At 73.3% G+C, this 20,599-nt stretch carries 21 protein-coding genes; 10 read left to right on the top strand and 11 right to left on the bottom strand.

The annotated features are described in order from the left end of the window. Position 1 precedes the first annotated feature (1 nt). Positions 2–451 (bottom strand): Rv2732c family membrane protein, encoded by a 450-nt coding sequence (locus QSK03_RS06910; RefSeq protein WP_285649718.1) that lies wholly within the window; start codon positions 449–451, stop codon positions 2–4. Continuing rightward, complete coding sequence (miaB, locus tag QSK03_RS06905; RefSeq protein ID WP_285649716.1) at positions 448–1,971, bottom strand: tRNA (N6-isopentenyl adenosine(37)-C2)-methylthiotransferase MiaB; 1,524 nt, start codon at positions 1,969–1,971, stop codon at positions 448–450. The genes QSK03_RS06910 and miaB overlap by 4 nt, the downstream gene beginning before the upstream one ends. A 196-nt stretch (positions 1,972–2,167) precedes the next feature. Between miaB and QSK03_RS06900 the strand changes: the two genes are divergently transcribed. Together QSK03_RS06900 and QSK03_RS06895 are read left to right on the top strand one after the other, a co-directional pair. Then, positions 2,168–3,787, top strand: coding sequence for an alanine/glycine:cation symporter family protein (locus QSK03_RS06900; RefSeq protein WP_285649714.1), 1,620 nt, complete (start codon positions 2,168–2,170; stop codon positions 3,785–3,787). Positions 3,788–3,817: 30 nt separating this feature from the next. Beyond that, a complete protein-coding gene (locus QSK03_RS06895; protein WP_285649712.1) occupies positions 3,818–4,777 on the top strand; it encodes a TAXI family TRAP transporter solute-binding subunit in 960 nt (319 codons plus the stop codon). Between the two features lie 3 nt (positions 4,778–4,780). Here QSK03_RS06895 and QSK03_RS06890 read toward each other — a convergent pair whose 3' ends face one another. Further along, positions 4,781–6,172 carry a sensor histidine kinase gene (locus QSK03_RS06890; protein WP_285649710.1) on the bottom strand — a complete coding sequence of 464 codons (1,392 nt, stop codon included), beginning with the start codon at positions 6,170–6,172 and terminating at the stop codon, positions 4,781–4,783. Positions 6,173–6,175: 3 nt separating this feature from the next. After that, entirely contained in the window at positions 6,176–6,859 is a 684-nt protein-coding gene (locus QSK03_RS06885; protein ID WP_285649708.1) for a response regulator transcription factor, read from the bottom strand. A gap of 158 nt (positions 6,860–7,017) precedes the next feature. Between QSK03_RS06885 and QSK03_RS06880 the strand changes: the two genes are divergently transcribed. From QSK03_RS06880 to QSK03_RS06855, 6 genes are all read left to right on the top strand, one after another. Continuing rightward, positions 7,018–7,746: an amino acid ABC transporter ATP-binding protein gene (locus QSK03_RS06880; protein ID WP_285650075.1), complete on the top strand. Its 729-nt coding sequence runs from the start codon at positions 7,018–7,020 to the stop codon at positions 7,744–7,746. Between the two features lie 26 nt (positions 7,747–7,772). After that, on the top strand, positions 7,773–8,666 hold the full coding sequence (locus tag QSK03_RS06875) for a glutamate ABC transporter substrate-binding protein (RefSeq protein WP_285649706.1): 894 nt from the start codon (positions 7,773–7,775) through the stop codon (positions 8,664–8,666). 76 nt (positions 8,667–8,742) lie between these two features. Beyond that, on the top strand, positions 8,743–9,387 hold the full coding sequence (locus QSK03_RS06870; protein ID WP_285649704.1) for an amino acid ABC transporter permease: 645 nt from the start codon (positions 8,743–8,745) through the stop codon (positions 9,385–9,387). Next, positions 9,384–10,238 carry an amino acid ABC transporter permease gene (locus QSK03_RS06865; RefSeq protein ID WP_285649702.1) on the top strand — a complete coding sequence of 285 codons (855 nt, stop codon included), beginning with the start codon at positions 9,384–9,386 and terminating at the stop codon, positions 10,236–10,238. Before QSK03_RS06870 ends, QSK03_RS06865 begins: the two co-directional genes overlap by 4 nt. A 7-nt stretch (positions 10,239–10,245) precedes the next feature. Continuing rightward, positions 10,246–10,749 carry a GNAT family N-acetyltransferase gene (locus QSK03_RS06860; RefSeq protein ID WP_285649700.1) on the top strand — a complete coding sequence of 168 codons (504 nt, stop codon included), beginning with the start codon at positions 10,246–10,248 and terminating at the stop codon, positions 10,747–10,749. Between the two features lie 136 nt (positions 10,750–10,885). After that, positions 10,886–11,335: a nuclear transport factor 2 family protein gene (locus QSK03_RS06855; protein WP_285649698.1), complete on the top strand. Its 450-nt coding sequence runs from the start codon at positions 10,886–10,888 to the stop codon at positions 11,333–11,335. An 81-nt stretch (positions 11,336–11,416) separates the two neighbouring features. Here QSK03_RS06855 and QSK03_RS06850 read toward each other — a convergent pair whose 3' ends face one another. The 7 genes from QSK03_RS06850 to QSK03_RS06820 all read right to left on the bottom strand — a co-directional run bounded on the left by QSK03_RS06850 (position 11,417) and on the right by QSK03_RS06820 (position 19,262). Further along, positions 11,417–12,277, bottom strand: a complete 861-nt coding sequence (locus tag QSK03_RS06850) for a succinate dehydrogenase/fumarate reductase iron-sulfur subunit (RefSeq protein ID WP_285649696.1) — start codon at positions 12,275–12,277, stop codon at positions 11,417–11,419. Positions 12,278–12,279: 2 nt separating this feature from the next. Beyond that, entirely contained in the window at positions 12,280–14,286 is a 2,007-nt protein-coding gene (locus QSK03_RS06845) for a fumarate reductase/succinate dehydrogenase flavoprotein subunit (protein WP_285649694.1), read from the bottom strand. Beyond that, positions 14,286–15,122 (bottom strand): succinate dehydrogenase subunit SdhC, encoded by an 837-nt coding sequence (gene sdhC / locus QSK03_RS06840; protein ID WP_285649692.1) that lies wholly within the window; start codon positions 15,120–15,122, stop codon positions 14,286–14,288. Before sdhC ends, QSK03_RS06845 begins: the two co-directional genes overlap by 1 nt. A 281-nt stretch (positions 15,123–15,403) precedes the next feature. Next, positions 15,404–16,063 (bottom strand): regulatory protein RecX, encoded by a 660-nt coding sequence (locus QSK03_RS06835; RefSeq protein ID WP_285649690.1) that lies wholly within the window; start codon positions 16,061–16,063, stop codon positions 15,404–15,406. Positions 16,064–16,067: 4 nt separating this feature from the next. Beyond that, the gene (gene recA / locus QSK03_RS06830) at positions 16,068–17,108 is read right to left on the bottom strand and encodes a recombinase RecA (RefSeq protein WP_285649688.1); all 1,041 of its coding nucleotides are present in this window, start codon (positions 17,106–17,108) and stop codon (positions 16,068–16,070) included. Positions 17,109–17,373: 265 nt separating this feature from the next. Then, positions 17,374–17,568 carry a DUF3046 domain-containing protein gene (locus QSK03_RS06825; protein WP_285649686.1) on the bottom strand — a complete coding sequence of 65 codons (195 nt, stop codon included), beginning with the start codon at positions 17,566–17,568 and terminating at the stop codon, positions 17,374–17,376. Between the two features lie 236 nt (positions 17,569–17,804). Beyond that, the gene (locus QSK03_RS06820) at positions 17,805–19,262 is read right to left on the bottom strand and encodes a glycosyltransferase family 39 protein (RefSeq protein WP_285649684.1); all 1,458 of its coding nucleotides are present in this window, start codon (positions 19,260–19,262) and stop codon (positions 17,805–17,807) included. Positions 19,263–19,385: 123 nt separating this feature from the next. Between QSK03_RS06820 and QSK03_RS06815 the strand changes: the two genes are divergently transcribed. Further along, positions 19,386–19,934 (top strand): sensor histidine kinase, encoded by a 549-nt coding sequence (locus tag QSK03_RS06815; RefSeq protein ID WP_285649682.1) that lies wholly within the window; start codon positions 19,386–19,388, stop codon positions 19,932–19,934. Next, positions 19,931–20,599, top strand: a complete 669-nt coding sequence (locus QSK03_RS06810) for a response regulator transcription factor (RefSeq protein ID WP_285649681.1) — start codon at positions 19,931–19,933, stop codon at positions 20,597–20,599. The genes QSK03_RS06815 and QSK03_RS06810 overlap by 4 nt, the downstream gene beginning before the upstream one ends.

Here is a 20,599-nt window from a genome sequence, read left to right as displayed (position 1 = left end):
GCTACCGCCGCGAGAGCGCGTAGGACGCCCAGCGTCCCGCGAGCACGATCATCGCCAGCAGCGCGAGCCAGAGCCCCACGCCGGGCCCGACGCCCGCGCTGGTGTTCTGCGACCAGATCGCCCACAGCCCGGTGACCGACGTGATGGTGCAGCCGGCCGCGGTGACGAACACGGCGGGCCAGCGCCGCGTCGACAGCGTCACCGCGGTGCCGACGACCCCGAAGACCACGGCGAGGGTGCCGAACAGCCGCGGCAGGCCGGTGACGCCGGGACGGCCGAGGACGACCTCCCAGCCCGAGGCCCCGAGACCCGTCCACGGCAGGACCGCCGCGAGCAGCAGGACCAGCACCGCGACCGCCGCGACGAGGGCGCCGGGACCGAAGTCGACGCGGGCGCCGGCCGCCGAGGGCTCCGGAGCGCGGGCGTCGGTGTCGGTGCCGTTCTCGCTCATGACGGGACCTCCTGCAGGGCCGCCGAGCACCCGGCCGCGACGGGCTCGGCCGCGGGGGCGGGCGGGCCGAGGGTCGGCAGGCCCAGGCCGGTGGTGCGCGGCGTGGTGGGCCGCTGACCGGCCTCGTGGGCGTCGCCGGCGCGGGTGCGCCGGTGGGTCAGGACGTCGCCGTCGGCGACGACGTGGTGCGGCGCCCCGTAGGTGGCGCGGACGGTCACGACGTCGCCGGGCCGGATCTCCTCCGCGGTCCCCGTCGGCGTGAAGTGCACCAGCCGCCCGTCGCGGGCGCGCCCGCTCATCCGTCGGGTCGCGGTGTCCTTGCGGCCCTCGCCGGTGGAGACGATCAGCTCGAGCTCGCGCCCGACCTGCTCGCGGTTGCGCTCGAGGGAGATCCCCTCCTGGAGCGCGACGAGGCGGTCGTAGCGCTCCTGCACCACGGCCTTCGGGACCTGGTCGGGCAGCGACGCGGCCGGCGTGCCCGGGCGCGGCGAGTACTGGAAGGTGAAGGCCTGGCTGAACCGCGACGCCTCGACGACCCGCAGCGTCTCGGCGAAGTCCTCCTCGGTCTCGCCGGGGAAGCCGACGATGATGTCGGTGGTCAGCGCCGCGTCCGGCATCGCCGCGCGCACGTCGTCGACGATGTCGAGGTAGCGCTTCGCGCGGTACGAGCGGCGCATCGCCCTGAGCACGCGGTCGGAGCCGGACTGCAGCGGCATGTGCAGCTGGGGACAGACGTTCGGCGTCTCGGCCATCGCGGTGATGACGTCGGAGGTGAAGTCGCGCGGGTGCGGGCTGGTGAACCGCACCCGCTCGAGCCCGTCGACCCGGCCGCAGGCGCGCAGGAGGTCGGCGAACGCGGTGCGCCCGCTCGCGCGGTCGTCGAACGAGACGCCGTAGGCGTTGACGTTCTGTCCCAGCAGCGTCACCTCGAGCACGCCCTCGGCGACGAGCGCCTCGACCTCGGCGAGGATCTCCCCGGGCCGCCGGTCGACCTCCTTGCCGCGCAGCGACGGGACGATGCAGAAGGTGCACGTGTTGTTGCAGCCGACCGAGATCGACACCCAGCCCGCGTAGGCGGAGTCGCGGCGGGCGGGCAGGTGGGACGGGAACGTCTCGAGCGCCTCGAGGATCTCCACCTGGGCCTCACCGTTGTGGCGGGCGCGCTCGAGCAGGGCCGGCAGCGACCCCGTGTTGTGGGTGCCGAACACGACGTCGACCCACGGCGCCCTCGCGACGACGGTGTCGCGGTCCTTCTGCGCGAGGCACCCGCCGACGGCGATCTGCATGCCGGGCCGGCGGGCCTTCTCGGGGGCGAGGCGGCCGAGCTGGCCGTAGAGCTTGTTGTCGGCGTTCTCGCGCACCGCGCAGGTGTTGAACACGACGAGGTCGGCGCCGTCGGCGTCCTCGGTGTGGGAGTAGCCGGCCTCCTCGAGCACCCCGGCGAGGCGCTCGGAGTCGTGCACGTTCATCTGGCACCCGTGGGTGCGGATGTGGAAGGTCGCCGGCGACACAGCAGTCATCGCCGCTCAGGATAGGCGCCGGGCGTGTGCTCGCGCCGGGCACCGAGACCATCCCGGCGCCGCACACGCCACCACACCTCGCGTGGGCCATTCGGTCCAGTCCCCGACCTCGTCTGCGCGCGGTATCTGACGAGCGCGTGACGATCCGCGACGTCCTTCTTGTCCTGTCCGAGCTTTCCGTGCTCACTCCACGGTCATGTCCGATCTCGCCGCGTTCCCACCCGTCGCACCGGATGTCCTCGCCTCGGCGGAGGGTGCGTCCAGCGGCGTCCTCGCCGCCGTCGAGGACGCCATCGAGGCGGTGTTCACGCCACTGTCCGAGGGTCTGTCCGCCGTCGTCTTCGCCGAGATCCCCATCGGCGACACGGGCTTCCCGTGGATCGTGGGCTGGCTGATCCTGGCCGCGATCATCTTCACGGTCTCCTTCGGCTTCGTGCAGTTCCGGAACTTCCGGCTCGCCACGAAGATCGCCCGGGGCCGGTTCACCGGCGACGACGAGCCCGGCGAGATCCCGCACTTCCACGCGCTGACCTCGGCGGTGTCCGGCACCGTCGGGCTCGGGAACATCGCCGGCGTCGGGGTCGCGGTGACCATCGGCGGCGCGGGCGCGACCTTGTGGATGATCGTCGCGGGTCTGCTCGGGATGGCCACGAAGTTCGTCGAGTGCACGCTGGGCGTGCGCTACCGCGAGCACCACCCCGACGGCACGGTGTCCGGCGGGCCGATGCACTACCTGCGCAAGGGCGTGGCCGAGCGGATGCCGACGGCGTTCGGCCGCCGACTGGGCGCGACGCTCGCGGCCCTGTCCGCGGTGTTCATCCTCTTCTTCGGGGTCGCCGGCGGGAACATGTTCCAGACCAACCAGACCTTCGCCCAGCTCACCGAGGTGACCGGTGGTGATGCCGGCCCGCTCGGCGGCGACGGTGCCGCCCTCGTGTTCGGCATCGTGCTCGCCGTGCTCGTCGGATGGGTCCTGGTCGGCGGCGCGCGTTCGCTCGGGCGCACGACCAGCCGGCTCGTCCCGGCGATGGCGATCATCTACGTGAGCGCCTGCCTGATCGTCATCCTGGTCAACATCCCCCTGATCCCCGCGGCCGTCGGCGCGATCGTCTCCGGTGCCTTCACCGGGGCGGGCGTCGTCGGCGGTGTCGTCGGTGCGCTGATCGTCGGCTTCCAGCGCGCGGCGTTCTCGAACGAGGCGGGCCTGGGCTCGGCGCCGATCGCCCACTCCGCGGTGAAGACCCGGCACCCGGCGACCGAGGGCTACGTCGCGCTGCTCGAGCCGTTCGTCGACACCGTGGTGATCTGCACGATGACCGCCCTGACGATCGTCATCGCCGACACCCCAGTGTGGCGCGACGCGCAGGCCACCTACGCCGCCACCGGCGAGGACCCGGGCGGCGTCACGATCACGTCGTCGGCCTTCGAGTCGGTCCTGCCGTGGTTCCCCTATGTGCTCACGCTCGCGGTCGCCCTGTTCGCGGTCTCCACCATGCTGACCTGGGGGTACTACGGGCAGAAAGCCTGGACCTACCTGTTCGGGCGCGGCCCCGTGCGCCTGCGGGTGTACTACGGCGTGTACTGCGCCTTCATCGTCGTCGGCTCCGTGCTCACCCTCGGCGCCGTGCTCGACTTCGCCGACTCGGTGCTCTTCCTGCTCGCCCTGGTCAACATCATCGGCCTCTACATCCTCGCTCCGGTGGTGAAGGAGGAGGTCGTCCGGTTCCGCGTGGCCCGGCGCTCGGGCGAGTGCGTCGAGATGCACCCCGGCGAGCGCCGGGAGCTCACCGCGGCGGTGTCGTCGAGCGACGAGTAGCCGGTCCCCGAAGCCTGGCACGATGCCGCGGTGAGCCCGATCCCCCGGCGCACCGTGCTGCGCGGCACCGCGGCGGCGCTCGCGATGGGCGTCGGAGCGGGCGTCGCCGCCTGCGCCCGCCCCGGGGACCGAATCCCGGTGGCGCTGGCGACCGGGGGGCCGCAGGGGGTCTACCGCCGTGTCGGGGACGCCCTGGCCGGGCTGTGGGCGGCCGAGCTCGGTCTCGACACCCGGGTGGTGGGCAGCGAGGGCTCGGTCGACAACGTCGGCATGCTCGTCTCGGGGCAGGCACAGGTGGCGTTCTGCGCGGCCGACGTCGCCGTGGACGGGGCGGTCGACGGCGCCCGTCCGCGCTTCGGGCTGCGGGCGCTGGCGAGGGTGCACGACGACGCCATCCAGGTGGTCGTGCCCGCCGAGTCACCGGTGCGCACCCTCGCCGACCTGGCCGGACGCCGGGTCTCGGTGGGCGCGCGCAACTCCGGCGTCCTCGTCATCGCCCCGCGGCTGCTCACTACCGTCGGGCTCAACCCTGCCCGGGACATGACCGCGGTGATGCTGGGGCTCGGCGAGTCGGTGGCGGCGCTCGAGCGCGGGGAGATCGACGCGTTCTTCTGGTCCGGCGGCGTCCCGACCGCGGGCGTCGAACGCCTGGTGGGGGCGCGCCCGGTCCGCCTGCTCGACCTGGCCGCGCCGACCGCCGTCCTGCGCGCGCGCTACCCCGTCTACGACCTCACGACCGTCCCGGCCCGCACCTACGGCCTGCCGGACCCGGTGACGGTGACGTCGGTGCGCAACGTCCTGCTGGTGACCGCCGACATGCCCGACGCGCGCGCCGAGGCCCTGACCCGGGTCCTCCTCGAGGGCCGCGAACGGCTCTCGGCCGCCGACGCCGCCGGGCGCGCCATCGATCCGCGCACGGCCATCGGCACCCAGCCGGTGCCGCTGCACCCCGGGGCCGTCGCGGCCTACCGCGGGCTCAAGGGTCTGTAGCACTCAGGCGCCGGCCAGACGCAGGGCGACCCGCAGCCCCCCGCCCTCGGGCAGATCGAGGCGCAGCTCGCCGCCGCAGCGCTCGGCGGCGCGGGCCGCGATGGCGAGGCCGAGGCCGGATCCGTCGCGGCCCCGCTGGGTCGGCGAGCGCCAGAACCGGTCGGTGGCACGGGCGAGCTCGTCGGGATCGATCCCGACGCCGTGGTCGCGCACGGCGATCTCGACGTCCCCCTCGACCCGAGCCGTCGCGATCTCGACCTCCGTGCCCGGAGGCGCGTACTTCAGGGCGTTGTCGAGCACCGCGTCGAGCACCGCGACCACCGAGTCGAGGTCGGCCTGCGCGACCAGGCCCGTGGGGCCGCGCCGGACCAGGCGCAGGCCCTCGTGCCCGGCGAGCACGTCCCAGACGTCGACGCGCTCGGTGAGCACCGGGTCGACCCGCATCGGAGCCCGCTCCGGCGGCCGGCCCTCGGCCCGGGCGAGGGCGAGCAGCCCGTCGAGGACCTCGGTGAGCCGGTCGGTCTCCTCGAGCGCCGCGGCGTGCTCGTCGCGCAGGCTCTCGTCCACCCGCGCCCCCGGCTCGGCGAGGGCTGCGCCCACGTTCTGCAGGCGCAGCCGCAACGCGGTCAGCGGATTGCGCAGCTGGTGCCCGGCGTCGGCCACGAAGGAGCGCTGCGACTCCAGCGCGTGCGTCACGCCCGCCGCCATCTGGTCGAAGTGACGGCGCAGGCGTCGCAGCTCGGGCGGGCCGCGTCCGTCACCGACCGGCTCGGCTCCGCGGCCGGCCCGCACCGCGGCGGCGACCCGCGCCGTGCCCGCGTCCAGGCTCTCCACCGGCGCGAGGATCCAACGCACCAGGGGCAGCGCCGCCGCCGCGGCCAGACCCAGCGCCACCATCCCGGCCGCGGCGAGCAGTGCCCAGCCGCGCAGCGTCGCCGCTCGCGCCGGCCAGGTCGGCGACACGGTCACCGCGGCGCCGCGGACCTCCCCGCCGACGAGCACGGGCTCGGCGAGCAGCAGCGGCGCGGTGTCCCAGGGCCAGATCACGTCCGGGGGCTCCGAGCGCTGCCCGACCAGGGCGAGCAGCACCCGCGCCGCCGTGGGATCCAGCGGCGCGGGGCGCGACGCGGCGAGCACCCGCCCGTCCCGGTCGAGGATCATCGCGGGAATCCCGTAGACCTCGTCGTAGCGGGCGAGCTCGGCGGTCAGCGGGCCGGTCTCGTCGTCGGTGACCGCGCGCTGGGCCAGCGCGGCGAAGCGGGTCGTGTCGCCGAGGCGGTCGGCGAACAGCCGCGAGGTGTCCGCCGCGGCCGTCGCCCCGGCCAGGGGCACCCCGAGCCCGAGGACCAGCAACCCGACCAGCACCGAGAACACCACGAGCAGCCGGGCGCGCACCCGTCAGCCGCCCTCTCGGCCGTCGGGGACCAGCCGGTAGCCCACCCCGCGGACCGTCGCGACCAGCCCGGGACGCCCGAGCTTGGTGCGCAGCGTGGCGACATGGACATCCAGCGTGCGGTCCGCGCCCGGCCAGCGGCGGCCCCAGACCTCGGCGACGAGGTGGTCCCGCGTGCAGACCGCGCCGTCGGCGTCGGCGAGCAGCGCCAGCACCGCGAACTCCTTGCGGGAGAGGGCGACCTCCCCGCCCTCGACGGTGAGCACGTGGCGGGCCCGGTCGAGCACGACCCCGCCACCGAGGTCGCGGGCCGGTGTCGGCGGCGGGCCCGCCGCCGGGCCCCGCCGGCGGCGCACCGCGTGGATGCGCGCCACCAGCTCGCCGACGTCGTAGGGCTTGACCAGGTAGTCGTCGGCGCCGTGGTGCAGCCCGACGATGCGCTCGTCGACCCGCCCCCGCGCGCTGACCACGATGACGGGCGTCTCCCCCGCTTCTCGGATCGACCGGCACACCTCGAGGCCGTCGACGTCGGGCAGCCCCAGGTCGAGCAGCACGACGTCCGCGGCGGGCAGATGGTCCAGGACGTCGCGCCCGGTCGCGAGGCGATCGACATCCATGCCGTATCGGGCGAGCGCCGTGCGCAGCGCGGCGGCGACGCGGTCGTCGTCCTCCACCACCAGCACTCTCACGCCGCTCTCCCGGGTCGAGCTACGCAGGCTCCGTCTTCGGGGAACCCTAAGTCTTCCTCAAGAGAATGGACGTTGCGTGCAAAGCCCTGCCACGGTCCGTCACACCTCACGGCGATCTCGATCGGACAGGTGACCCCTCGATGAGCGACGCGACACCGATGGTGCGCATGGCTGGGGTGAACAAGCACTTCGGCGCCCTGCACGTCCTGCGCGACATCGACCTCGAGGTCGCCCGTGGCGAGGTCGTCGTGGTGCTCGGCCCCTCCGGCTCGGGCAAGTCGACACTGTGCCGGGCGATCAACCGTCTGGAGCCGGTGGACGAGGGAAGCATCGAGATCGACGGGCGGCCGCTGCCCGCCGAGGGTCGCGACCTCGCCGCGCTGCGCTCCGACGTCGGCATGGTCTTCCAGCAGTTCAACCTGTTCTCGCACCTGACGATCATGGACAACGTCACGCTCGCCCCGATCCGGGTGCGCGGGGTCTCGCGGTCCGACGCCGAGTCCGAGGCACGGGTCCTGCTCGACCGCGTCGGGATCGGGGAGCAGTCGGGCAAGTACCCCGCCCAGCTCTCCGGGGGCCAGCAGCAGCGGGTCGCGATCGCCCGCGCGCTGGCCATGGCGCCGAAGGTCATGCTCTTCGACGAGCCCACCTCCGCGCTCGACCCCGAGATGGTCGGGGAGGTCGTCGAGGTGATGGCCGACCTGGCCCGCGACGACATGACGATGGTCGTGGTGACCCACGAGATGGGGTTCGCCCGGCGCACCGCGCACCGCGTGGTGTTCATGGACGACGGCGAGATCGTCGAGGACACGACCCCGGAGAGCTTCTTCTCCCGGCCCGCGACCGATCGGGCCCGCGACTTCCTCAGCAAGATCCTCACCCACTGATCCACCGACAGCAGAAGGAGCCGCTCATGCGACGCGTCCCGATCCGGGTCCTCGGTGTCCTGCTCGCGGTGCTCGCCCTGGCCCTCGGGGCCGCGTGCGGCCGCGAGGGCAGCCCGAGCGGTGCCGCGCCGGTGGCCGGCGTACCGGTGGCCCAGAACGTGCAGGTCCCTGGCTCGCCGACCTTCGCGGCGATGCAGCAGCGCGGCCGGATCGTCATCGGGGTCAAGAACGACCAGCCGGGTCTGGGCATCCAGGACCCGACGACCGGGCAGTACACCGGCTTCGACATCGAGATCGGCCGCATGATCGCTGCCGGGCTCGGTTTCGGGCCCGAGCAGATCGAGTACAAGGTCGTGCCGTCGGCCGCCCGCGAGGACGCCATCTCGCGCGGCGACGTCGACATGTACGTCGGCACCTACACGATCAACGACAGCCGCAAGCAGCGCGTCTCGTTCGCCGGCCCGTACTTCGTCGCCGGCCAGGACCTCCTGGTCCGCGCCGACGACCAGTCGATCACCGGGCCCCAGACGCTGCAGGGCAAGCGTGTCTGCTCGGTCACGGGGTCGACACCCATCCAGCGGGTCCGGGACCAGAACCTGACGACCAACGTCGTGGAGTTCCAGAACTACTCGCAGTGCGTCGACGCGCTGCGCGGCGGTCAGGTCGACGCGGTGACCACCGACAACGCGATCCTCGCCGGCTACGCCGCCCAGGCGCCCGACCAGCTGCGCGTCGTCGGTCAGACGTTCTCGAGCGAGCCCTACGGCGTGGGGCTGCCGCTGAACGACGCAGCACTGCGGAACAAGGTCAACGACCTGATCCAGCAGGCCGAGAACGACGGGACCTGGCAGCGGCTCTACAACGAGACCCTGGGCCGCTCCGGCACCCAGGCCAGCCCGCCGCCGATCCAGCGCTACTGACCCGCGGTCCCGCGCGTGGGGTCCCCGTGCTCCGGCACGGGGACCCACGCCGGGCCCCGACCAAGGAGGGGCCGTCGTGTCGGTCCTGCTCGACAACCTCGACGACTTCCTGTCGCGCTTCGGGGTGACGCTCGGCCTGTTCGTGCTCTCGGGGGTCGCCTCGATGATCCTCGGGACACTCCTGGCGGCGATGCGGGTCAGCCCGGTACCCGCGATGCGCACGGTCGGCACCGGCTACGTGACCTTGCTGCGGAACACGCCGCTGACCCTGGTGCTGTTCTTCTTCGCGCTCGGCTTCACCAAGCTCTTCTTCTACCTGCCGTTCTTCCTGCTCGCCGTGGTCGGGCTCTCGCTCTACACCGCGGCGTTCGTCTGCGAGACGGTGCGCGGCGGCATCAGCACCGTGCCCGCCGGTCAGTCCGAGGCGGCCCGGGCCCTGGGCCTGGGCTTCACCCAGACGCTCTCGCTGATCGTCCTGCCTCAGGCCATCCGCTCGGTCGTGCCCCCGCTGACCAGCGTGCAGATCGCGCTGCTGAAGAACACCACCGTCGCCGCCGGCTTCTCGGTGGTCGAGGCGGGCGGGTTCTACCGCGTGGTCAACGAGCAGGGCGGCTCGACCCTGGTCGCCCTGCTCTGGGTGGCGCTGGGCTTCGTCATCCTCGTCGTCCCCCTCACGGCGGTGCAACGCCGCCTCGAGAAGCGCTGGAGCGTGGCCCGATGAGCGCGCCGACGACGGTCCTGTTCGACGTCCCCGGCCCGCGGGCGCGGGCGCGCAACACCGCCGCCGGGGTCGTCACGCTCGCGGTCGTGGTGGCGCTGGTCGGGGTGCTCGTCTGGCGCCTGGCCGCCACCGGCCAGCTCGACGCGCGGATGTGGGAGTGGATCCTCTACGAGCGGATCCAGCTCGACGTGCTCGACGGGCTGGTCATGACGCTGCAGGCCTTCGCCTCGGCCGCGGTGCTGGCCGTGGTCTTCGGGGCGGTCCTCGCCCTGGGCCGGGTCTCCGACCACCCCTGGCTGCGGCGGACCTCGTCGGGCGTCCTGGAGGCGTTCCGGGCGATCCCGGTGGTCGTGCTGATGTTCCTGCTCTATTACGGCATGCCGTCGGTGGGCGTCACCGTCTCCACCTACGTCGCGATCGTCCTGGCGCTCACCGTCTACAACGGCGCCGTGCTCGGCGAGATCTTCCGGGCCGGAATCCTCGCGGTGCCCCGCGGGCAGTCCGAAGCCGCCTACGCGCTGGGGCTGCGCAAGTCCGGCGTCATGCGCTTCGTGCTCCTGCCCCAGGCGGTGCGCTCGATGCTGCCCTCGATCGTGAGCCAGCTGGTCGTGCTGCTGAAGGACTCCGCGCTGGGCTTCCTGATCACGTACCCGGAGCTGCTCTTCCAGGCCCAGCGGCTCGGGTCCAACGCCGAGCTCGGCTACCCGCTGATCCCGGTCGCGATCGTGGTCGCCGTCGTCTACATCACCCTGTGCCTGCTGCTCTCGGCCCTGGCCACCTGGCTCGAGCGCCGCAGCCGCCGCAACCCGGCCGTCCGCACCGTCGCGCCCCGCCCGGAGGACGGGGAATAGTGCCCGGGTGACCATCCGGCCCGCTCGCCCGGACGAGCTCGAGGTCCTGCGCGCGATCGAGGTGGCCGCGGGAGCGCTGTTCCGCGACGTCGGCCTCGGCACGGTCGCCGACGAGGCCCCGCCGTCGGCGGTCGTCCTGCGCGGCGCGCTGGACCGGGGCGGGTTGTGGGTCCTGGAGGTCGACGGGCGTCCGCTCGCCTACCTCATGGACGACGTCGTCGACGGCGAGGCCCACCTCGAGCAGGTCTCGGTGCACCCCGACGGCGCCCGGCGGGGGCTCGGCGCGCGGCTCGTCGAGCACCTGGTCGACCGCGCCCGGGCGGCCGGGTTCGCCGCGGTGACGCTGACGACCTATCGCGACGTGCCGTGGAACGGGCCGTACTACGAGCGCCTCGGGTTCCGGCCGCTCGCCGACGACGAGCTGGGCCCGGGCCTGCGGGCGGTGCGGGCGGCCGAGACCGCCCGGGGCCTCGACCGGCAGCCGCGGCTCGCGATGCGCCGCGAGCTGTAGCGACCGCCACCGTCCGCCGCACGGGTCGGCCTGCGGGTCGGACTCCTGACTCCCGGCGTCTGCCGTCCGGCAGACGATCCCGTGCCCGGGCGTCCCTAGCGTCGGAGCACACCGATCACCAGCACGGGGGACGATCATGACCAGCACCGGCCTCGCCGAGCACCCGAACGTCACGCACACCCGCGACGCGTTCCTCGCCGCCCAGCAGGGTGACGTCGGACCGTTCGACGCGATGCTCCCCGACGACTTCGTCATGATCAACTACGACAACGGCGTGCCCGCCGACCTGCACGTCGTCGACGGCAAGGCCGCCTTCTTCGGCTTCTACGGGCAGTGGCTCGCGTTCTTCGAGGGCACCTTCGCCCAGGAGCCGCTCGGCATCTACGGCGACGCCGACCGCGTGGTCATGCTCGTCCACGAGACCGGACGGCGCGGCGACGCGGTGTTCGACAACCAGGCCGTCTACGTGATCACGATGCGGGACGGGCAGTGGGCGCGCCTGGAGACCTTCGACCGCGACCGGGAGGCCAACGAGCGCTTCTGGGCCGCGGTCGGCGGGACGGACGCGCTGCGCGCCGCCGGCTGACTCCCTCCCGACACACGACGGACCCGTGTCCCGGGGGGATCACGGGTCCGTCGCGGCGGGTCGACCTGCCGCGGGGCGACCTCAGGTCGTGCCGACCGGGCCGATCCGGTCGGCGTCGAGCGACGAGCCGTTGTCCGGCCCCGGGTTCTCGAGCGAACGCGCTCCGGTGGCGCCGCGCTGCTCGGCCTCCAGGTCCTCACGCTTGAAGATCTTCTTGCCGAGCCAGACCAGCGGGTCGTACTTCCGGTCGACCACGCGCTCCTTCATCGGGATGAGCGCGTTGTCGGTGATCTTGATGTGCTCCGGGCAGACCTCGGTGCAGCACTTGGTGATGTTGCAGAAGCCCAGGCCGGCGTCCTCCTGCGCGTCCTCCTTGCGGTTGCGCACGTCGAGCGGGTGCATGTCCAGCTCGGCGAAGCGCATGAGGTAGCGCGGGCCGGAGAACGGCTCCTTGTTCTCCTCGTGGTCACGCACCACGTGGCAGACGTTCTGGCACAGGTAGCACTCGATGCACTTGCGGAACTCCTGCGAGCGCTCGACGTCCGCCTGCGCCATCCGGTACTCGCCCGGGGCGAGGTCCTCCGGCGGGGCGAAGGCCGGGACCTCACGGGCCTTCTGGTAGTTGAAGTCGACGTCGGTGACGAGGTCGCGGATCACCGGGAACGTCCGGATGGGCGCCACCGAGATCGTCTCGTCCTCGGTGAACGTCGACATGCGCGTCATGCACATCAGGCGCGGGCGCCCGTTGACCTCGGCGCTGCACGACCCGCACTTGCCGGCCTTGCAGTTCCACCGCACCGCCATGTCCCCGGCCTGCGTGGCCTGGAGGCGGTGCATGATGTCGAGGACGACCTCGCCCTCCTCGACGTCGACCGTGTAGTCGACGAAGTCGCCGCCCTCCGCGTCGCCGCGCCAGACCTTGAAGCTCGCTGCGTATCCCATGCCTAGGCTCCCCCTCCGGTGTGCTCGCTACCGGGGTCGTCGGCGTTGACCTCGTCCTTCCGGACCGGGGCGTCGCTGCGGTGGCCACCCAGCTCGTCGCCGGTGTAGTACTTCTTCAGCTCGTCGAGCTCGAAGAGGTCGAACAGGTCCGAGCGCATGTCGGGCTGGCCCTGGTGCTCGAGGACGACCTCCCCGTCCCGCAGCGAGCACACGAGCAGCTCGCGCCGCCACGTCTCGTCCATCGTCGGGTAGTCGTCGCGGGTGTGCCCGCCGCGGCTCTCCTGCCGCTCGAGCGCCGCCTTCGCGATGCACTCGCTGACCATGAGCATGTTGCGCAGGTCGAGCGCGAGGTGCCAGCCCGGGTTGTAGGCGCGGCGCCCGTCGACCGCGACGCGCGGGACCCGGTCCTTGAGCTCGTGGAGCTTCTTGAGGGCCAGCTCCATCTCGTCGGCCTTGCGGATGATGCCGACGAGGTCGTTCATCGTCTGCTGCAGTTCCTGGTGCACGGTGTAGGCGTTCTCGCCGCCCGAGCTCTCGATCGGGCGCTCGACGTCCTCCCGCGCCGCGGTCACCGACGCGTCGGAGACCGTCGGCACGTTCCCGAGCCCGTCGAGGTAGGCCGCGGCCCCCGCGCCGGCGCGGCAGCCGAAGACCAGCAGGTCCGACAGCGAGTTGCCGCCGAGGCGGTTGCTGCCGTGCATGCCGCCCGCGACCTCGCCGGCCGCGAAGAGCCCCGGCACCGCGGACGCCGCGGTGTCCGGGTCGACCTCGACGCCGCCCATGACGTAGTGACAGGTCGGTCCGACCTCCATCGGCCCGGCGGTGATGTCGACGTCGGCCAGCTCCTTGAACTGGTGGTACATCGACGGCAGCCGCCGCGTGATCTCCGCGGCAGGCATGCGGCTCGAGACGTCGAGGTAGACACCGCCGGCCGGGGAGCCACGGCCCTCCTTGACCTCGTTGTTGATCGCGCGGGCGACCTCGTCGCGCGGCAGCAGCTCCGGCGGGCGCCGGTTGTTGTCGGCGTCGGTGTACCAGCGGTCGCCCTCGGCCTCGCTGGTCGCGTACTGCTCGCGGAACACCTCGGGGATGTAGTCGAACATGAAGCGCTTGCCCTCGGAGTTCTTGAGGACGCCGCCGTCGCCCCGCACCGACTCGGTGACGAGGATGCCCTTCACGCTGGGCGGCCAGACCATCCCGGTGGGGTGGAACTGGACGAACTCCATGTTCAGCAGCTTCGCGCCCGCGCGCATCGCGAGCGCGTGGCCGTCGCCGGTGTACTCCCACGAGTTGCTGGTGACCTTGAACGACTTGCCGACGCCGCCGGTCGCGAGCACCACCGCCGCGGAGTGGAAGCAGACCAGCTCGCCGGTCGGACGGCGGTAGCCGAACGCCCCGGCCACACGGTCGCCGTCCTTGAGCAGCTCGGTGATCGTGTACTCGTGGAAGACCGCGAGGTCGGACTCGTAGTCGCCGGTGCGGGCGAAGTCCTCCTGCTGCAGCGAGACGATCTTCTGTTGCAGGGTGCGGATCAGCTCGAGCCCCGTGCGGTCACCGACGTGGGCGAGGCGCGGGAAGTTGTGCCCGCCGAAGTTCCGCTGGCTGATCTTGCCCTCGGGCGTGCGGTCGAACAGCGCGCCGTAGGTCTCGAGCTCCCAGACCCGCTGCGGCGCCTCCTTGGCGTGCAGCTCGGCCATGCGCCAGTTGTTGAGGAACTTCCCCCCGCGCATGGTGTCGCGGAAGTGGACCTCCCAGTTGTCGCGCGGGTTCGCGTTGCCCATGGACGCGGCGATCCCGCCCTCGGCCATGACCGTGTGGGCCTTGCCGAACAGCGACTTGCAGATGATCGCGACCCGCTTGCCGCGCAGGCGCGCCTCGATCGCGGCACGCAGACCCGCGCCGCCCGCCCCGATCACGAGGACGTCGTACGTGTGGTGGGTGACCGGGGTGTCGCCGCCGGTGCTCGCGTCGGCCGCCTCGAAGGCGGTGGGGGTGCCGGGGTCCGTCATCAGTTCACGATCCGCAGGTCGGAGATGGTGCCGCTCGAGACGAGCATGATGTAGAAGTCGGTCAGGATCAGCGTCCCGATCGTCAGCCACGCGAACAGCATGTGGCGGGTGTTCAGCTTGGAGACGCCCGTCCAGATCCTGTAGCGCACCGGGTGCTTGGAGAAGTGCTTGAGCCGCCCGCCCGTGATGTGGCGGCACGAGTGGCACGAGAGCGTGTACAGCCACAGACCGACCACGTTGATCAGCAGGATGAGCGTGCCCAGGCCCAGCCCGAACGACGTCTGCCCCGTGGCGGGGTCGGTGCTCTGGAAAGCCAGCACCATGTCGTAGGTGTTGAGCAGCGAGATCACGAAAGCCACGTAGAAGAAGTACCGGTGCGCGTTCTGCAGGATCAGCGGGAAGCGTGTCTCGCCGGTGTACTTCGTGTGCGGCTCGGCCACGGCGCACGCGGGCGGCGACGACCAGAACGCCCGGTAGTACGACTTCCGGTAGTAGTAGCACGTGAGCCGGAAGAGCAGCAGGAACGGCAGCGAGACCAGCGCGTAGGGCAGGAACCACGGCATCTCGCCGAACCACTGGCCCAGATGACTCGCCTCCGGGACGCACGAGGCGCTCACGCACGGCGAGTAGAACGGCGAGAGGTAGTGGTACTCGTCGACGTAGTACGCGGCGCCCCAGAGCGACCGGATCGTCGCGTACACGACGAAGGTGGCCAGGCCCAGCGCGTTCGCCAGCGGCGGCAGCCACCAGCGGTCGGTGCGCAGGGTGCGCTGTCGGATGTCGGGGCGTCCCGGCGCCGGCGGCCGGTACGTCCCGGAGTCGTGTGTGGTGGTCACGGCACCGGTCCTGTCTGCGTGGTCTCGTCTGCGGTGACGCGCACGCGTCGGCGGGTGGCGGCACCGTCCGATGCGCCCGGCCGTGGCCGGCGACGGAGCGGAGAACCCGCGGACGCCACGCTCTGTGGTGCGCCGCACACTACGACGCGTCAATCCGTCATGTCGCCCGGGCCACCCCCGTGGCCGGGCGTGACGATGGCCACGTCCGAGATCGAGAGCGATCACCGCGCCGGTCACGGCGGGGTCGGCGGCCCGGTCGTCCCCGGGCGCCGGCGTCCGGATCAGCGCTCGTGGTCGGGCTCGTCGGGCTCCGGATCCGCGCCGGCGAGGACGTCGTCGAGCGCGTCGTGCTCACCCTCCGGAGCGGGCCGCTCGGCGAGCGCCTCCCGGACCACCCCGTACGCGACCCCGGCGTCGTACCCCTTGCGCGCCAGCATCCCGACGAGGCGGCGCGCGGCCACCGCGTGGTCGTGGCGGGCGAGGGAGGGCAGGCGCCGGTCGACGAGCGCCCGGGCGCGGGCGCGCTCGTCGTCGCGGTCGATCTCGTCGACCGCCGTCGTCGCCGTCTCGCGGTCGACGCCCTTGCGGTGCAGCTCCCCGGCCAGTGCCCGCTTGCCCAGGCCCTGGTGGCGGTGGCGCGACGACACCCACTGCTCGGCGAACGCGGCGTCGTCGACGAGCTTGGCCGCGGCGAGACGGTCGAGCACCCGGCGGGCGACGTCGTCCTCGACGTCCTTGCGCACCAGGGCGTCGGCCAGCTCGGCACGGGAGCGGGCGCGCGTGGTGAGCAGGTTCAGGCAGATCGTGCGGGCGACCGACTCGGGGTCGGCCGGTGGGTCGTCGCCGGCCGCGTGGGTGCTGCCGGTGCCGTCGGGGTCGGGCGGCTCCGGCGCGCGCCCCCGCGACGACCGGCGCCGCCCGACCCCGTCGCGGGCCCCCACGCGACTAGAAGTCGACGGGGGCGGGCGCGGTCTCCTCGGCATCGAGCTTCGGGCCGATGCCGAGCTTCTCCTTGATGCGCTTCTCGATCTCGAGGGCGACGTCCGGGTTCTCCTTGAGGAACTTGCGGGCGTTCTCCTTGCCCTGCCCCAGCTGGTCGCCCTCGTACGTGTACCAGGCTCCCGACTTGCGGACGATCGCCTGCTCGACACCCATGTCGATCAGCGAGCCCTCCTTCGAGATGCCGTGGCCGTAGAGCATGTCGAACTCGGCCTGCTTGAACGGCGGGGCCACCTTGTTCTTCACGACCTTGACCCGCGTGCGGTTGCCGACCGCGTCGGCGCCGTCCTTGAGCGTCTCGATGCGGCGGATGTCGAGCCGGACCGAGGCGTAGAACTTCAGCGCCTTGCCGCCCGTGGTGGTCTCCGGCGAGCCGAACATGACGCCGACCTTCTCGCGCAGCTGGTTGATGAAGATCGCCGTGGTGCCCGACGCGTGCAGCGCACCGGTGATCTTGCGTAGCGCCTGGCTCATCAGCCGGGCCTGGAGACCGACGTGGCTGTCACCCATGTCGCCCTCGATCTCGGCGCGCGGCACGAGGGCGGCCACCGAGTCGACCACGATGACGTCGAGGGCGTTCGAGCGGATCAGCATGTCCATGATCTCGAGCGCCTGCTCGCCCGTGTCGGGCTGCGAGACCAGCAGGGCGTCGGTGTCGACACCGAGCGCCTTGGCGTACTCGGGGTCGAGCGCGTGCTCCGCGTCGATGAACGCCGCGATGCCGCCCTGGGCCTGGGCGTTGGCCACCGCGTGCAGCGTCACCGTCGTCTTGCCCGAGGACTCCGGGCCGTAGATCTCGACCACGCGCCCGCGGGGCAGGCCACCAACCCCCAGCGCCACGTCGAGGGCGATCGAGCCGGTCGGGATGATGTTGACCGGCGCCCGGCCCTCGTCCCCGAGCCGCATGACCGAGCCCTTGCCGAACTGCTTGTCGATCTGGGCGAGGGCGAGCTCGAGCGCCTTGTCGCGATCCGGTGCCTGTGCCATGGGGATGTCACCTTCGGGGTCAGGGGTCGACTCTCGGAGGCCGACGGTAGGCGGAGGGTCCGACAGCGTGGTGCCGGAGCCGGCCGGCCTGGGGACGGACGGAACGGTTGTGGACGGACGCCGGCGACGCTGACGCCGCGCAGGGGCCGTACGGAGCAGGGTAGACGAACAGGTGTTCGATCCGGGAGCCCGTGGCGGTCCGGGCGTGTCGGGCGTCGGTGCCGGTGCGGCGGGCGGTCCTCCGGCCGGGAGGTCGACCGGGTCGTCACCGGCGCTCGGCGGGCACCTCGAACTCGGCGCACACCACCCGCCACACGTCGCGCGGCTCCTCACCGTCCTCGAGCGCCTGCGCCACCGTGCGCCCACCGAGCGCGCCGAAGACGTGGTCGCGGGCGATCGACCCGGCCCGCACCGCCCCGAACTCGTCGTCCATCAGCTGCCGGAAGTGAGTCAGCCGCACGCGCTCCACCCTAGGTGGGGGCGTCGCCGCCGGGCCGCGACGCCCCGCCCGACACGGTCACCGGCCGGTGTCGCTCACCTGGCGAGGAGCACCGGCCAGTAGCCCGCGGACCGCTAGCCTGGACCCCGTGGACGGGGCGCTCGGGAGCACGCTGGGGTCGATCGTCGCCCTGGCCTGCATGGTCGGCGCGCTGGTGGTGCTGCTGCGCTGGTGGTTCCAGAACCGCGGCCGCTGAGCTACTGCACGTCGAGGTGCCGCAGGCTCGGCCACAGCTGGTCCCAGGGCACGAGCCGGCCCGTCGCCAGCCAGAGCCGCGTGTCGCCGACCGGCTCCCCCACCGGGCGCACGTCGGCGAACCACGGACGCAGCTCGTCGGCGGTCGACCCCACGTAGAGCACGGTGTCGCCGTCGTCGGACGGCGGCGGGAACCAGCCGTAGCTGCGGTTGCTGCTCACCGCCGGGGGCAGCGCGCCCTCGGGTGCGTGGACGTCGAGGTAGGCCGCGTAGATGTAGGACTCCGCCATGACGGCCGCGTGCGCGCGCTGCGCGGGCGGCAGGGCGTCGTACGCGCGGACCGTCGCGGCGGCGAGCGGCTCGCCGACGGTCGGCGCCGCCATCGCGACCGACGTCGGCAGCACCGCGACCGCGACCGCCGCGCTCACCGCGGCCGCGGGCCAGGCGACCCAGCGCAGCCGCCGGTGACCGGCCTCCCGGCGGCGCTGCAGCCCGACCGCGCCCGCCGCCGCGAGCAGCCCGTAGAGCCCCGCGAGGTAGTAGGGCCGCCCGAGCGTGACCGCGAAGACGACGTAGAGGACGACGGTGGTGAGGGCCAGGTGGCGCAGCTCCGGGTACGTGGCGAGACGCCACACCCCGTACAGCGCGAGCGGCAGGCCCAGCACGCCGGCCGCGGCGAGCATCCCGAGCACGATCCCGGGGCGCCCGCCGTAGAGGAAGGCCGCCTCGGAGGCGACGACCGGCCCCATCTGCAGCTGCGGCCACCCGTTGACGGCCTGCCAGACCAGGGTCGGCGCGGCGAGCACGGCCGCGATGCCGGCGCCCGCCCAGAGCAGGGGCCGGGTCAGGAGCGCCCGCGGCCCCAGCACGGCGACCGCCAGCACCAGCACGGCCGCCAACAGGAGGATCTGGAACTTCACCTCGGCGCCGACCCCGACCACGGCGCCGACCGCGAGCAGCAGCCGGTCGTCGCGCACACGCCACCAGCGCACCAGCAGCCAGCCCAGCGCGAGCCAGGTGACGGGCTCGAGGGTGTACGGGGTGACCCAGTGGCCGCCGATCGTGGCCCAGACGCCGGTGCCCTGGGCGAGCGCGGTCAGCGTCTGGGCCCGCGTGTCGCCGCCGAGCTCGCGGGCGATCAGCGCGGCGAGAAGGACGGCCGCGACCGTCGCCAGGATCGCCGGGAGGCGCAGCACGAGCACGTTCCCGGGCGCGATCGCGTCCATGGCGGCCGCGACCAACGGGGCCACCGGCGGCTGGTCGACCGACCCGAACGCCAGGTGGTGACGCCCGATGGCGAGCATGAGCGCCTCGTCGAACCACCAGCCGGGGATCCACGCGACGGCCAGGTGGGCCGCGGCGACGGCGGCGGCGACGGCGCCCACGGGCCACCACGCGAACGGCGGCCGCGCAGGGCGCGCCGGTGCGGTGGCTGTCGGGACGGGTGCCGTGACGGTCATGGCGATGATCGTCGCCAGGAGCACGGGCCGGCGGCCACGGCGCGACGACTGCTCCCGGTCGACGAAAGGACCGTCGCGGATCGACCTTCGGCCGAGGCCGGTGTCGGAGGCCAGGCGCTCGAGGTGGTGCGCGCCGGGGCCCGCGACGCGCTGGTCGACCTGCGCGCCATCCTCGGCGTGCTGCGCGACCCGGACGCGGACCCCGACGACCACGACACCGACGAGGTGGGCACCGCGCAGCGCGCACCGCAGCCCACGCTGGCCGACCTGGACCGCCTCGTCGCGGGCGTCCGCGCCGCGGGCACGCCGGTCGCGGTGCGCGACGAGCTCGACGGCACCCCGCCCGACGAGTGCGGGCGCACCCTCTACCGCATCGCCCAGGAGGCGCTCACCAACGCCGCGCGCCACGCCCCGGGTCAACCCGTCGACATCGTGCTGCGGGGTGCCCCCGGCGCGGACGCCGAGCTGGACGTCAGCAACCCCCTCCCGCCGGCGCCGGTGCGACCGCCCGGGAACGGCCTGCTCGGCATCGCCGAGCGGGTCGACCTCGCGGGCGGGCGGGTGCGGCACCGCGGGCCGGACGGCGGCCGGTTCCGGGTGGACGTCCGCGTCCCGTGGCCCGTGGTGCCCCAGCCGCTCGCGGACCGGCCGACGCCCGCGGAGGCCCGATGAGCGGGCCGGTCCGCGTCCTGGTGGTCGACGACGACGCCCTCGTGCGCTCGGGCCTGCGCCTCCTGCTGGGCGAGGCGCCGGACATCACGGTGGTCGCCGAGGCGGGCGACGGCGACGAGGTGCCCGCCGCGGTCGCGGAGCACCGCCCCGACGTCGTCCTCATGGACCTGCGCATGCCCCGCGTCGACGGCGTGCGGGCCACCGCCGAGCTGCTCCGCGGGGCCGACGCTCCCGCGGTCCTCGTCCTCACCACCTTCGACTCCGACCAGGACGTCCTGGCCGCGCTCCGCGCCGGCGCCACCGGCTACCTCGTCAAGGACACCCCGCCCGCCGAGATCGAGGACGCCATCCGCCGGGTGGCGGCCGGGGGCACGAGCCTGTCGGAGACCGTGACGCGCCGGCTCATCGCGGCGGCCACCGGCCGCGGCGCCGCACGGCCCGACGCCGGCGCCCGGCTCGCCGGGCTCTCCGAGCAGGAGCGGGCGGTGGCCGCCGCGGTCGGGCGCGGGTGGAGCAACGCGCGCATCGCCTCGGAGCTGCTGCTCTCGCTCTCGACGGTGAAGACCTACCTGTCGAGCGCGCTGACGAAGCTCGACCTGGAGAACCGCACGCAGCTCGCCCTGCTCGCCCACGACGCGGGGCTGGCCGCGGACGACCCGGCCTGA

The sequence above is a fragment of the Actinomycetospora sp. NBRC 106375 genome, assembly GCF_030269665.1.
GTDB lineage: Bacteria > Actinomycetota > Actinomycetes > Mycobacteriales > Pseudonocardiaceae > Actinomycetospora.
This window is presented reverse-complemented; position numbering and strand designations above follow the sequence as displayed.

Bases quoted from the DNA above. Each gene is read 5' to 3' on its own strand.
- QSK03_RS06875 (WP_285649706.1), top strand. From the start codon at position 7,773: ATGCGACGCGTCCCGATCCGGGTCCTCGGTGTCCTGCTCGCGGTGCTC.
- QSK03_RS06865 (WP_285649702.1), top strand. From the start codon at position 9,384: ATGAGCGCGCCGACGACGGTCCTGTTCGACGTCCCCGGCCCGCGGGCG.
- QSK03_RS06855 (WP_285649698.1), top strand. From the start codon at position 10,886: ATGACCAGCACCGGCCTCGCCGAGCACCCGAACGTCACGCACACCCGC.
- miaB (WP_285649716.1), bottom strand. From the start codon at position 1,971: ATGACTGCTGTGTCGCCGGCGACCTTCCACATCCGCACCCACGGGTGC.
- QSK03_RS06880 (WP_285650075.1), top strand. From the start codon at position 7,018: ATGGTGCGCATGGCTGGGGTGAACAAGCACTTCGGCGCCCTGCACGTC.
- QSK03_RS06845 (WP_285649694.1), bottom strand. From the start codon at position 14,286: ATGACGGACCCCGGCACCCCCACCGCCTTCGAGGCGGCCGACGCGAGC.
- QSK03_RS06900 (WP_285649714.1), top strand. From the start codon at position 2,168: ATGTCCGATCTCGCCGCGTTCCCACCCGTCGCACCGGATGTCCTCGCC.
- QSK03_RS06820 (WP_285649684.1), bottom strand. From the start codon at position 19,262: ATGACCGTCACGGCACCCGTCCCGACAGCCACCGCACCGGCGCGCCCT.
- QSK03_RS06910 (WP_285649718.1), bottom strand. From the start codon at position 451: ATGAGCGAGAACGGCACCGACACCGACGCCCGCGCTCCGGAGCCCTCG.
- QSK03_RS06810 (WP_285649681.1), top strand. From the start codon at position 19,931: ATGAGCGGGCCGGTCCGCGTCCTGGTGGTCGACGACGACGCCCTCGTG.
- recA (WP_285649688.1), bottom strand. From the start codon at position 17,108: ATGGCACAGGCACCGGATCGCGACAAGGCGCTCGAGCTCGCCCTCGCC.
- QSK03_RS06850 (WP_285649696.1), bottom strand. From the start codon at position 12,277: ATGGGATACGCAGCGAGCTTCAAGGTCTGGCGCGGCGACGCGGAGGGC.